This window comes from Flavobacterium notoginsengisoli (assembly GCF_042686225.1).
GTDB lineage: Bacteria > Bacteroidota > Bacteroidia > Flavobacteriales > Flavobacteriaceae > Flavobacterium > Flavobacterium notoginsengisoli.
This window is the reverse complement of the sequence record NZ_JBHUOT010000001.1, coordinates 181,239-193,510: the sequence shown is the minus strand read 5'-3', so window position 1 is coordinate 193,510 and position 12,272 is coordinate 181,239. Positions and strand designations below refer to the sequence as shown.

Sequence of the window (12,272 nt, the reverse complement as noted above, 5' to 3'; positions counted from 1 at the left end):
GTCTTTTAAAGTCAAAATGTTCAAGACAATTTGTTTTTAGATCTGAAGATAACTCTGCAGATTTGCAGATAAGGAATAAATGATATCAATGCGTGTATCCAGCAGAGGACTTGCATAATTCAGAAAACCCGCATGGCGGAGATCTTATTGGATAAAATAAAAGGATTGTGTGTAACATAACTTGGGATTACATTTTTTAATTACCAGCAATTAAAAAAATCGCAAAAATGTATCCTATCAATTCTTTATATACGGTACATTGAAAATCGTGTTTCATACATTTTATGCAGATTGCACATTCCAAAAAACATAATTAAAGCTTTGGTTTTCTTCGCTTATCCTTTCTTTTCATCTGATTGGCAAAAGCTGTTTCCTGAAAATCTTCTCCATGACCTTGGGGCATTAAGCCTCCAAATACTTCAATAACATTGTTTTCCTGCTCGCTGTAAGAGGTATCTTCCTTCCCTGAAAAGACGGACAAATTGTGTGGGTGGCTGATCTGACGATCTGCAGGAAAAGTTTCCTTTTCAGCAGTGTTATTATTTAAAGGCAGATCTGCTTTATTTCCATTATTCCACCAGTCATTGAATACATTAGCCGAAAGGTTTTTAGCGAGTTCTGATCCGTTCCACACACTGCGGGACTTGTGGTCAATAAAAGTGATGCCGTAAATACGACCCTGCGCATTTCGCCTAACAACAATATTGATCCTTTCTTCCATTAGCTTTTTCCTAAATTCGGATTCGTCTGATGCAGTCCGTATTATTGATTCGATCCTGTCTTTAACTGATCTCTTAACGGGACTGTCCTTTAGTTTTATTCTGTTCTGGTCGCATTGGGAAAGAAGCTGCAGATAACCAGCATTTTTGCCAAACAGCGAAGCCTTAAAGGGATTACCTGCTTTTTCTCCCTTTTCATTTAATGCTAAATAAACCAATCCCTTTTTGGGGATTCCGTTATACTCCCCTTTGACTTCTTCGGCAGTAATATTAAAAAGGGAAAGCACGGCATTATATGCGCCAAAAGTCTGGAATTGGTAATATTTAGGGAGATAACGCACTACTGAAGCCATCTGGCTTTTTATATCGCCTGCCTTATAGTCAACAGGTTTGAATGTTGGTGTATGCGCTTCCTGCTTTTTCTCTAAAGCTGATATAAGACCGTACTGTTTTTCCAGCGTCCGGCAGACTTCCATCGAACGTCTTTTTTCAAATTTATCGGATATTTTCCTGCCGTCCTCGTCCACGCAGACCGATACGATATGGACATGGGTGCGCTCAATATCAGTATGTTTGAATACTACAAAAGGCTGATTTCCATAACCCATCTGCTTCATATAATCCTGTGCCATATTCTCAAAATCAGTATCGCTTACATTATCTTTCGGATCAGGATTTAAAGAGATATGGAGTATCGGCTTTTCAGTTTTTCTGTTAGCCAATAAGTGTAATTCAAAAGAACGGGAGAGCTGTTGAATGTCATAACTTCCGTCAGGTGCTTCGATAATTTTCTGGGTCAACAAAACCTGTCCGCATTCTTTTTCAACTTTTTGATAATTATACGCTAATGCTCCGTACAGACTGCTTCCTCTGCCTATTTTTGCTATCATTTTTTGAGGTGTTTTTCTTCAAATTCAGCTGTGAGCTGTATTATCTTTTGAGCCAGAAGAGCAAATTCCAATGTCTGCTGTACTAACTTGTACAGATAAACAGGAGCTTTCTTTTCAGAAAAATTACGGTTCATGATCTTCACGACCTGATTGTAATTAACCCCTACAGCCCGAAACTGGCTGAATAACGAAGTCAGGCGTATATAGTATTGCACTGCAGTCTTGTCAACCTTTATAGTTGTGATGCCCTTCTGGAAAATACATGCTGTAATAAAGTGCGCCTTTATGTTCATGCCTGACTGTTCAAATAAGGAAAGGAATCGGGCATTTTCTTCTGCCGTAAGGCTGATCGAATAGCGGTGGACGGCAGGATCATTTTTAGCCGGTCTTCCTGTTTTGTGATGTCGGGCTTTGTTATTTTCTTCCATAATATCTTCCTCTTTCATTTTAAAAAACTATAAATCTGATCTGACTGAAAAAACATTTTTTTTTATGTCTTTTTCCTCATAAACAGCCCTTTATACGTCCAATTACCCCTTTTATTTATTGCATAAACCGCTTAAAATCACTATATTTAAAGTATGAAAAAAGCAAAAAAACATAAAAAAATCCCCAATCTTCATCCCAAATTTTTCTGGGAATTCGTATATGATTCGATCAATTGGGAGCGCTCCTATAAAATGGTAATTGCCCGCATTATAGAGCGTGGAGCGCAGGAGCAGATCGATGAAATCGTCCGCTTTTACGGCCGTGAAAAAGTAATTACCGCTGTCCGTGATGAAATTTACTTTCTTCCCAACTATGCCATTGAAGATGCTCTTAAGTTTTTCCCTGAACTCAAAAAGGAAGAAATGTACTGTTACCTGAACCGAAAGGACAAACCCTATCACTGGATTTAGCATTCCCTGATTAACAGAAGACAGGCTCACAAAAGCCTGTCTTCTCATAACATTCTAACCAAAAACTACATTTTCAAACGGTTCTTTCGCTGTTTATTTTCCTGCTCTGGTTCATTCATCTCTGGTCTGCTCTCATGCCTTAAAGGCTGGTTGGTGCGCTGTCTGAGCGATTCTTTTTCAGCAGGGCTGATATTATCACTGTTACTGTTGTTCACGTGGCGCAGAACCGTTTTTACCTGCCCCATTATATCCACTGGCTTTAAAGGTTTCTCTGCATCCTTCTTGTCCTTTTCATCAATTTTAACAGTAAGCATCTTAGCTAAAAGCCTGCTCGCTCCCGTGTTTGTCGGATTTCTCAGCTGTCTGAAAAAATTAGAAAAGAAATTGGTAAAAATGTTTCCGCCCCTGTCTAACTCAATAAGCGGATTTCTCTGCCTGATGCCTTTCTTTGCGGTTTCTCTCTTTTTCCCTTCTTCTTCAGGCTTTTCAGTAATCAGCTGATCCTGTTTTTTCTTTTTGTTCTTTTTCTCCGCTTTTTCTTTGTGCTTATCTTTTTTCATGATTTTAATTTTAAGGCAGAAGTTATGCCTTATCTTTTATGCTTCTTGTTTTTGGCTCTTTTAGGCATTAATAGGCGGTGGATTACTTATTACGGACTGGATATTTTATATTTTACCCAAAGAAATAATAAAAAGAAAACCAAGTTAGGGCGGAATGCTTCAGCCTGTCCAAAAGACTTCGGCATAACGCCCTGCTCGTTCCTCACAGTCCGCCCTTCGGGACTTATTCCGATTCCTTTTGGTCTGTCTGCATTCCGCCCAGTGAAACGGCTTTCTTTTTCTTTTTTCCGTTTTTCTGTTTTCTTTGAGAAAATAATTTTTCTTCTTACTGCCAGAACACTGCTGTTTCCATAAAGACTGCAATCTTGACAGCATGCCTGCAGTATTGGACTCCTGAATATCTGACTGCAGGCTTACCTGCGGACATGCCTTCATGCACACCTGAATACATGAATACCTGAATACATGATTGCATGGTTGCATGGTTGCATGAATATGTGAATACATGATTGCATGAATATGTGAATGCATGAAGTCATGCAGTCTTGAACATCTGAATACCTGAATCTTTGCATGCAGGCGTGACTGAATGCCTGCATACCTGTCCAAAGAGATATAGATAGATTATTGAAAACTATCTCTGTGCACTTCATTTCAATAATATGGCTTTATCATGCAGGTCTGAACAAAATGCCTATCCTTAAAACAAATTACTTTTAACCACACATAAAAAAAAGGGCTTCGAGCCCTTTTCAATTAAAATCCATCTGTAATAATATTTTCGAGAGAAAATAGCAAGTTGTGTTTTGAGATGCTTGAAATGAATTCAGCATCTCAAAACAACTTGCCCTGCGGGACTGGAAAAATCCTCCGAAGTCGGCTTTTTTTAAATTACAATTAGTCCTGAATCAGTCCGCACTGATTTTCTTATTTTCTTTTAAATATCTGCTGTGAAGCATGTCCAGCAGATCTCCTTCTTCTAATGGAATCATCATTTCAATTACTTTCAGAAGACTGTAAACATATCTTTCTGTCTGCTTGTGATTATTCTCACTTATTTCAATTCCCTCTAAAGCCAGCATACCTGCTTTTAGTAAATCCATAATCATGGTAAAAAGATCAGAATATCCACTAACATTTATGCTCAGATTGTATATATCTTTTCTTGTTTTTGACGCAGGCTCAAGCATTACAAAATAATGTTCAGGATTCTCAACAATATCTCTTAATTTGATTTTATTTTTTTTCATAACGTTTATTTTTAAGCTGGTGTTTGATTATCTTCGAGTATCTTATCAGATTCCTTATCCTTATCCTTATCCTTATCAGATTCCAATACATATGCGTGCACAGCGTCGAGCGCTTCTCCTTCGGTAGAGGGAATCAGTTGCACTGCCATTTCCAAAACACTTATCATGTGAACCGTGGGATTTTTAATCTGTCCTGAATTTTGACTTTCACTATTATAAAGGGTATGCAGACAAATTTTCAACAAATCCTTTATTGAACCCAGCAGATCAGAATATCTCCCAAAAGTTATATTGGCATTAAATTGATTATCCTTTTTATTATTAGGTTTCAAAGTAGTAAAATAAGCGTACGTGGTAATTTCTTCAATGAAATCATCCAATCTTATATCTTTTTCATTTTTCATAATATCATAATTTACACATTATTAATTTTATCATTTTATACTAGTTCAACATATTCAAAACAGCCAGCTAATCGCAATAAAACACTAACCATCAACATATTAATACACCCTATAAATGTGCAGACATTTTTTTGCTTTAACGTATATATTTTCTCTAAGTCGTCTCATTTTTTTATTTTTTCAAGACCTCTTTCACGCATAAGCTCTCCAGCATCAAGCATTTTAATTAAATGGATATACGGGCTCATAAGATCAATGTTCCAGTCTTCTTTACATGGAGACAGGGAAAGATTTATTATTTCAGCGAGGAAAAATTCAAAATCCTTAAAAGCGGTTTCTGCAAATGCCTTTTGAAATACTGTGAAAGGATTGTCATATTCTTCTTTTGTCAGCGAAGTGAGATGAAACACATCTTCTGTTCGAACCGGCTCTTTCACTTTCCATTTACTGCTTTTTTTATGAAGGCTGTAATATATTTTCAAAAATGAGCCTATTGCTTTGTAGAAGATAAAAATCTCGCTTGGCGTATTATTACTACAGATTTCTTCTTTAAAGCTGTAAATCACTGCCTGCGTTAAATTTCGCTTGTAGTAGTCAAGGTGCGCAAAATCAAAGAGGGCATCAGATGCCTCAAATGGATTTCCAGCCTCAAACCCAGCCCAGAACTTGGTCTCAAAGTTTTTTTTATTCTTTTTCATGATCTAAAAGATTAATTATCCATTTGTTCATTTTTACTTTCCTTATTGATCTCTAAATAAAGTTTGTGCAGTTTATCCAGTCCTTCCGCCTCACTGCAGGGCAGGAGCTGTATCGCAATTTCCAGAATGCTCGTAAGATGGAAAGCGGGATCCTCAATCTGGCTGGAATTTTCAAGATCGGAATTCTCCAGCGTGTGAAGCGCTATTTTGAGCAGATCCTGTACTGTAAAAATCAGCTTTATGTAGCTCGTAAATTTTATGCCGGCATGGTAAATGCCGTCTTTCTCGTTCTGCGGGGTCAATGTTCTAAAATAAAAACTGCTTTTCAGTTCTTTGATAAAATCATCCGCCTTTTTATTTTCATTGGTTTCCATATTCTTTAAATATTTGTTTGGTCTGCTCAGCGTACTGCTGATACATTGTTTTTACTTCACTTATCTGCTACTGCATCTGTTTTTGTTTAAAGTTCAGCCGAAATAAGATTCTCAATGCGTGCTAATTCATCCTTTACAACAGCTGTGCAGAAACTGCCAAAATCATTGCATCGATCCTGCAGAAGTTCCATATCTTTTTCTAAAAAAGTATCTGCACCGCTGTATCTCAGAGAAGCATATGATCTGTTTAATATCGTAAACAGGTTTCTGTCCTGTTCTGTAACCCTCGGAAAGCAACTGCTTATTTCAGGGTTAAAATGACCGCAGATTTCTAATAGATAAGAAAGGGAAAAATGATTTGGAGAATACCCCATAAACAGGCGGATCATTCCAAGACAGATCTGCTCTGCTATGGTATGGAGCATCAGTGCTTTCAAAGGCGCATAGCATGCCCAGTCGTAATCTTCCTGCCAGCTTTCCATATTATTTACAATAATATTTCTGTAAGACAGGTATTCTTTTGCAGAAGACATATTTCGCAATGGAAGGCATTTGGCTTCCAATACCGCCGATTCAACTTTAAATAAAAGAGTGCCGTTTAAAACAATATCAGAAAAGAAATGCTTTTGGTCTCCCGTTGCATTATGAAACTCGGAAATAGTATGGATTAAAAGGGTTGCAGTGCACTTTTCTTTAGTTCTGCTTTTGATGATTCCTGCCAGATCATGAACCGCATTAGCTTTATTCTCGCTGACAAATACCAGCAGGTAATAATGCAGTGCAGAAGCCTGGACTTTATTAAAACAATATAATGCTTCGGTTTTAAGATATGCGGTAACAGCAGTGCTGATAATCTTTTCGAAATCACAAATTTCAGTTTCAGGCTGTTCTTCAAGTTTTTCAGGCTCAGAAAAGCTGACAGCTTTCTGCTCGCAGTATGAAAGCTGTTCCTGAAAGATTTTCTTGGCTTCTTTTAAAATCTGGCTCAGTTTCTTCTGCGCTACTTTTACCTTGTCTTTTTTAATCTTTAAATCGCCGGAATATGGAAAGTTAATTCTTGCTTCATCCATAAGTTTTGCAATCTCCAGATCATTCTTATTTTCAGCATCAAAAATTTTAGCCATAACCGGCGCAAAATCTATAATAATGCTCAGATGATGGAAAATATAATATTCGGAATGCTTTTTTCCCATCACCAGTTCTCCTATACAGCCAAAAAGCAGGTTTATGGCCTGATGGATTGTATAGAGTGCGAGACCATGATTGTTTGTGCCTTCATAATGCTGTGAGCCCCTTCTGAGAGATTCTGCCTCAGCTGAGTGCTGATTGTATTTCTTTACTGCTTTTTTTAAAAGTGCCGATACGGGTGGAATATCTTTTTTGATTTTAAAATCAAACTCATCGTTTTTAAACAGGCTTATACTTGATACATACCATTTTAAATAATACAGGTTCCCATTTTTTAAACGATGCAGTACATCCCATAGATTTATAATCACATAGGGTACGGATGGATATTTTTTCAAAACCTTATCTGCCCAAGCATACATTTCCGATGCAATCTGCTGTGAATCTTCCCTTAAGATTATGGTAAGTATATAACCGTTTTTACCCGCTGTCTCTGCCTGATGCAGAGTGACCGCCGTAATGTCAATAAATGATTGGAGCTCTCTCACGGCATTCTCCAATTCTTTCTGCTTTTGAAATTGAATTTCACTCATAATTTTTCATTTTTTAATTAATACTTTGTGTGAAAAATTGTATTTTTGTCTAACACACAGGCAAGTAAGTGATTAGTCGTACTGTACCGTATCAATTTGTATCATACCGTACAGTAAAATTTCTATATCATACATAAGACTTACTTTTTTATTCTTAATTATTATCTTTGAGCTATGAGTACATTAACAAAACCAAATCACATGGGGCGTAAAATCAGCCGTATCCGTGAACTGAAAGACATGAAACAGGAGGCACTGGCACAGGCTATGGGAACAAACCAGCAGGCGATTTCTATTATGGAAAACAGTGAAACGATTGAAGAAGAAAAACTAATCGAAGTAGCAAAAGCATTGGGTGTAAGCGTCGAAGCAATTAAGAATTTTTCTGAAGAAGGTGTGTTTAATTATTTTAATACTTTTAATGATTCAGGCAATAATACTTTTGCAAATAATGTATGCAATTTTAATCCTTTAGATAAATTAATCGAATCCCACGAACAGCAGATCAAACTTTACGAGCGCTTGGTTCAGGCAGAAAAAGATAAGGTCGAATACTTGGAAAAATTATTAAAAGCAAAATGATGCTTTTATAAAAGATATATTAATTCCAAAAAGAGACTTTCGAGTCTCTTTTTTGTTGCTAAATATTTGCATAAATTATAAAATGAAATACCATGAATAAAACTATAAAGCTTAGAGTAAAGAAAGAAATTGACAGCGAAAGTGAGCTTAAATTATTAAAACTAAAAGGGACATTAATTACTAAAGGCTATACCGAAATTATTCATATTGAAGATGAAAATGAAGGTTTCTATGTTAATACTTTTTCAACTTCGGCAGACCTAAAAAAACAAGCAGAAAATTATATATTAGATTATATTTCTTCTCACAACGTAAATGACATTATTACTTTACTAAGTACAATTAAGTAACAATTTTCAATATCGTTTATATAAAGACGTTATTTGGAATATATTTCAAACAAGTAAAGACTAATCTTTTACAGAATTTATGATTTCTTGGATTTCATTGTCAAACTTATTCATAACAATTTCTTTATTCAATTCTTGAGCATAATCAGATTTTATTCGGCAAAATATTTTTCCGCAGGCTTCATAAAAATCGAAGGATATTTTTTCCTTTTTAGGTGACATCCTATACAATGCTATCTCACTGTAATATAGATCGTTTGAATAAGTGATAATCAGATTATAAATTCCAGCTTCTAAAGGGAAAGCATTTTCAACGATTTGGTTATTTTCAAATAAACTGTATAAGGTTACATTCCAAGTTCCTTGAGTGAATTTTATAGCTGTTTTTTCGCTGTCAATATTTTTGCCAAAAGAAACTTTTATTTTGTCGCCTTCAAATTCCATTTTTGTTTGTCCAAACTGCGTCATTGATACTAAAATTAAAAGCAATGTAAATTTATGTTTCATTTTTGTTTGGTATATATTTAGAAAATTATGAGTAATTTCAACAATTATTTTTCCTCATTCATCGCTACTTTCCATTTGTTATCCTCAACTGTTAGAAAAATTATATTGCTGTAAGTTTTACCATCCTCGTAAATTAATGTTTCCTCGATGAAATACAAATCATTATCTATTTCACTTAATTCAGAAAATTGCCTTTTTACCATAGAAAAATCAGGAAACCCATTATTTAGAATGTACTCAACAAGTGATAGTTCAAGTAATTTAGCAGTCAAATCAATAGTCTCTTCATTTAGCTCCACATTTGTTCTTTGTAAAACTATTTTTGCTTCTGCTTCAAAATCTTTAGAAGCAACCACATTTACAATATCCTTGTTAGAAAATGCATTTTCTAAAGAAATTATTGCTTTTTCGGGTGTATCGTAGTTATAGAACATAATTAATAATCTTTTTCATTTATCCGTCCGTTGATATAAATTAACCTCATAATCATTCCAATAAAAATTCACAGGATTTTGAATCAATATTTTATTGACTTTGTTATTTACAATATTCGTCAATTTTACCTTTAGCATATTCAGCACCAAGTTCCAATGCTTTTTTCCAATTTTCGCAAGCTCCATTTTTATCTTTTAAATTGAATTTTGTATTACCAAGATTAAAATATGCTTGTTGTTTATTCTCAATCTCTGAATCATCGAGTTGCAATACTTTCTGATAATCAGCAATTGCCCCTTGATAATCTCCATTTTCATCTTTAAGCCCGCCTCTGTTTATTAAGGCACTTGCAAATTTTGGTGCTATTTCTAAAGCTTTATCATAATCTTTAAGTGCTGATTTCCAAGTATACAATTCATTTTTCACGATTGCTCTTGAGTAATAAGCATTTTGATCTTTTGAATTAATCGCGATAGTTAATGACCAATTGATTAAAGAACCACTTAAATCTCCATTATTATAACATTCAACTCCTTTATCAAAATAGTAATCTGCTTTTGAAGAGTCTAAGTCTGGAAGTTTGGGATCTTTAGGGTCAAAAAGTCCTCCATAAGCGTCTAGAGTTGAATCAAATTCATAGCCTCTTTTATACATATCCAGACACCAATACATTAAATTATCTTCCGTGATCGGCATTTCATTTGTCTCTCCGTTTATTTCCCACAGGGATCCATATTTCTTCACTTCCTGCACTGTGTATGGATAATGGGATATTAGAAACTCCGCTAATCGGATTAGATTTTCCTGATTGTCTGAAATAAAAGTGAAATCCATTTTGGTTAAGCAATGGTCTTTCAATCCACTTTTAACCATGTTTTTAAAAACATCTTCAGCGTAAACCATTTCTTTACCGAATCCATCTACAAAATTATTCCAAGTAATAAATTTATTTTCCATTTTCTTTTGCCCTTCAGCTGTCAAGGTTTTAAACAATACTAATAAAATCAGAATATAGGTTTTCATGTCAAATATAAAGTGCTTTTTAGATGTTACTTTCCTTAATCTTGAAATAACATTTTTCACAAACAATTTTAAATTTGCCTTCTTCCCAACATTTTCCGGATAAACTATCTTCTTCATCTCTTACTTTTTCACAGTCGTTACACCAAGCCACAAAATCATCATCTTCATACTCAAATTCCATGTCTTCATATGTTTCAAAAGATTCTTCAAATCCATTTTTGCTTCCTTCTTTTAAATGCTGACAGATAAATGCTCTTCTTCTTCTGTCATGATTTTCACAATCAACATATTTAGTCTTTTCCCTTTCTGCTAAATCGTTATCAATTACTTCGGTTAGTACAATGTGAATTTTTAAATGATCAATAACGGGTCTATATACGCCAATACCTCCAATTAAATTACAACAAATAGAAGATAATTCCCATCCTATTTCTTCGTACGAAGTAAATTCTCCATTAATTAAATTCTCATACTCATTTGCAATTCCAAAACCTCTAATTTTTTCAATATCAACGGCTACATTTTTTGATGTATTTTCATTGTCCCAAGACCATTTCCAAGTTTTTAATTCTGTTGAAAAAGTTCCTACTTGATAATATCTGAAATTAATAATTTTATCAGCTTTAGAAAGAGTTATAATACCACTAGGCTGGTCATACTCCCACCTTGTATAAGAATTAATATCATAAGACTTATTTAAATTATCTTGCAATTTTTCTAATTCTCCAAAACAATTTGTTAAAAAATCTTTGTAGTCCATATTATAACGTTTTTGTGTAGCTTTGTCCTTAAGCCTGCCGTAACTTAAGGCTAGAGAGGTACCTAAGTCCGTATTTTTATTTAAGTAGTTAGTTCGTTTAGCATTTTTAGAAAGTTTTCTGGAGGAAAAAATTGCAATTTCCCATCTTCAATTTTATATGGAATTTCAGTAAAAATTTCATCCTTATACCAAAAAACTTTATTACTAAGAGATCCAGGCCCTTCAATGTTCATATTATGAATTGCTGGAAAAATTCCATTCATAGCTTTTATGATTTCTAAATTCTCAATTGGATATATTATTGCCGAATGTCTATGAGGAATTCCAATTAATAGACCATTACTGCCACTAAGCTTTTTGAGGTTTTCTACATCAAATAGTATGTTTGGCGTAAAAAAATGATCGGAATTAACAAACCAAATGTCGAACGTATTAAAATCTTCTTTTGTTATTGTAAGTGGATATTTTTCTCTAATATTTTGTATTCCAATTTCGAAAAGCTCCCCTATAGATTTTCCCCAGTTTTTTATTTGTTCTGGTTTTATACTTGAAATGCTATGAGGAAAATCAAATACAATCATACAATAAATATCTCCTTCAAATTCTTTTCCAATTATAAACTCTTTTCCAGTATAATCAACATATTCTTCGTTATATAATCTTACTCCAATATATTTTTTAACTTCATCAAAGTTGTCTACTTTTTTTTCAAATTCTATTTCAAATTTATTTGCTTCAATCAGTGAATTAAAGTGATCCTTTATTATCACTTTATAATTTTTAGGTTGATCTTGTTTGCAGATTTGAGCAACATTGCTTAATCCTAAATTAGTTAATCCAAATTCGTTTTGACTTGTTATTATAATTCCGTCATAAACTTCAAATTGAATCTTTAGCTTATTGAAATAATTTTCAATTTCGTATATGAATATTGAATATTCTGAATTTTCAAAAAAACTAGCCCAGTTTGGTATATCTGGCTTGGTATTTCCTCTATTAAAAAATGAAAACATATTTTTTTTATTAATTAATAATTTTAGCATCTTAACCACTGTTGACCTCCATTATTTAATATTGCATTATTTAATTCTATCCACTAT

General features: G+C 34.1%; 17 protein-coding genes. 4 read left to right on the top strand and 13 right to left on the bottom strand.

What is annotated here, in order from left to right:
- Positions 1-313: 313 nt before the first annotated feature.
- Both mobB and mobA read right to left on the bottom strand, forming a co-directional pair.
- Positions 314-1,609 carry a conjugal transfer protein MobB gene (gene mobB / locus ACFS3A_RS00595; RefSeq protein WP_379823217.1) on the bottom strand — a complete coding sequence of 432 codons (1,296 nt, stop codon included), beginning with the start codon at positions 1,607-1,609 and terminating at the stop codon, positions 314-316.
- Positions 1,606-2,037 (bottom strand): conjugal transfer protein MobA, encoded by a 432-nt coding sequence (gene mobA / locus ACFS3A_RS00590; RefSeq protein WP_379824349.1) that lies wholly within the window; start codon positions 2,035-2,037, stop codon positions 1,606-1,608. The genes mobB and mobA overlap by 4 nt, the downstream gene beginning before the upstream one ends.
- 153 nt (positions 2,038-2,190) lie before the next feature.
- Between mobA and ACFS3A_RS00585 the strand changes: the two genes are divergently transcribed.
- The gene (locus ACFS3A_RS00585) at positions 2,191-2,508 is read left to right on the top strand and encodes a DUF6922 domain-containing protein (RefSeq protein WP_379823216.1); all 318 of its coding nucleotides are present in this window, start codon (positions 2,191-2,193) and stop codon (positions 2,506-2,508) included.
- Between the two features lie 65 nt (positions 2,509-2,573).
- Here ACFS3A_RS00585 and ACFS3A_RS00580 read toward each other — a convergent pair whose 3' ends face one another.
- The gene (locus ACFS3A_RS00580; RefSeq protein ID WP_379823215.1) at positions 2,574-3,068 is read right to left on the bottom strand and encodes a hypothetical protein; all 495 of its coding nucleotides are present in this window, start codon (positions 3,066-3,068) and stop codon (positions 2,574-2,576) included.
- Between the two features lie 24 nt (positions 3,069-3,092).
- Here ACFS3A_RS00580 and ACFS3A_RS00575 point away from each other — a divergent pair, with 24 nt between their 5' ends.
- Positions 3,093-3,422, top strand: coding sequence for a hypothetical protein (locus ACFS3A_RS00575; protein WP_379823213.1), 330 nt, complete (start codon positions 3,093-3,095; stop codon positions 3,420-3,422).
- A gap of 554 nt (positions 3,423-3,976) precedes the next feature.
- On the opposite strand, the gene ACFS3A_RS00570 is transcribed toward ACFS3A_RS00575, so the two are convergent.
- The 5 genes from ACFS3A_RS00570 to ACFS3A_RS00550 form a co-directional block, all read right to left on the bottom strand.
- Positions 3,977-4,318 carry a hypothetical protein gene (locus ACFS3A_RS00570; protein WP_379823212.1) on the bottom strand — a complete coding sequence of 114 codons (342 nt, stop codon included), beginning with the start codon at positions 4,316-4,318 and terminating at the stop codon, positions 3,977-3,979.
- An 11-nt stretch (positions 4,319-4,329) separates the two neighbouring features.
- Positions 4,330-4,722 (bottom strand): hypothetical protein, encoded by a 393-nt coding sequence (locus ACFS3A_RS00565; RefSeq protein ID WP_379823211.1) that lies wholly within the window; start codon positions 4,720-4,722, stop codon positions 4,330-4,332.
- Positions 4,723-4,886: 164 nt separating this feature from the next.
- The gene (locus tag ACFS3A_RS00560; protein WP_379823210.1) at positions 4,887-5,420 is read right to left on the bottom strand and encodes a hypothetical protein; all 534 of its coding nucleotides are present in this window, start codon (positions 5,418-5,420) and stop codon (positions 4,887-4,889) included.
- A gap of 11 nt (positions 5,421-5,431) precedes the next feature.
- A complete protein-coding gene (locus ACFS3A_RS00555) occupies positions 5,432-5,794 on the bottom strand; it encodes a hypothetical protein (RefSeq protein WP_379823209.1) in 363 nt (120 codons plus the stop codon).
- A gap of 86 nt (positions 5,795-5,880) precedes the next feature.
- Complete coding sequence (locus tag ACFS3A_RS00550; protein ID WP_379823207.1) at positions 5,881-7,515, bottom strand: hypothetical protein; 1,635 nt, start codon at positions 7,513-7,515, stop codon at positions 5,881-5,883.
- A 174-nt stretch (positions 7,516-7,689) separates the two neighbouring features.
- On the opposite strand from ACFS3A_RS00550, the gene ACFS3A_RS00545 reads away from it, so the two are divergent.
- Entirely contained in the window at positions 7,690-8,097 is a 408-nt protein-coding gene (locus ACFS3A_RS00545) for a helix-turn-helix domain-containing protein (protein WP_379823206.1), read from the top strand.
- A gap of 92 nt (positions 8,098-8,189) precedes the next feature.
- Complete coding sequence (locus ACFS3A_RS00540) at positions 8,190-8,447, top strand: hypothetical protein (RefSeq protein WP_379823205.1); 258 nt, start codon at positions 8,190-8,192, stop codon at positions 8,445-8,447.
- 60 nt (positions 8,448-8,507) lie between these two features.
- Here the strand turns inward: ACFS3A_RS00540 and ACFS3A_RS00535 are convergent, their stop codons facing one another.
- From ACFS3A_RS00535 to ACFS3A_RS00515, 5 genes are all read right to left on the bottom strand, one after another.
- Complete coding sequence (locus tag ACFS3A_RS00535; protein WP_379823203.1) at positions 8,508-8,954, bottom strand: hypothetical protein; 447 nt, start codon at positions 8,952-8,954, stop codon at positions 8,508-8,510.
- 44 nt (positions 8,955-8,998) lie between these two features.
- Entirely contained in the window at positions 8,999-9,388 is a 390-nt protein-coding gene (locus ACFS3A_RS00530) for a hypothetical protein (RefSeq protein ID WP_379823201.1), read from the bottom strand.
- A gap of 103 nt (positions 9,389-9,491) precedes the next feature.
- Positions 9,492-10,412: a tetratricopeptide repeat protein gene (locus ACFS3A_RS00525; RefSeq protein WP_379823200.1), complete on the bottom strand. Its 921-nt coding sequence runs from the start codon at positions 10,410-10,412 to the stop codon at positions 9,492-9,494.
- A gap of 19 nt (positions 10,413-10,431) precedes the next feature.
- Positions 10,432-11,172: a DUF6882 domain-containing protein gene (locus ACFS3A_RS00520; RefSeq protein ID WP_379823198.1), complete on the bottom strand. Its 741-nt coding sequence runs from the start codon at positions 11,170-11,172 to the stop codon at positions 10,432-10,434.
- A gap of 80 nt (positions 11,173-11,252) precedes the next feature.
- Positions 11,253-12,215, bottom strand: coding sequence for a hypothetical protein (locus ACFS3A_RS00515; protein WP_379823197.1), 963 nt, complete (start codon positions 12,213-12,215; stop codon positions 11,253-11,255).
- Positions 12,216-12,272 lie beyond the last annotated feature (57 nt).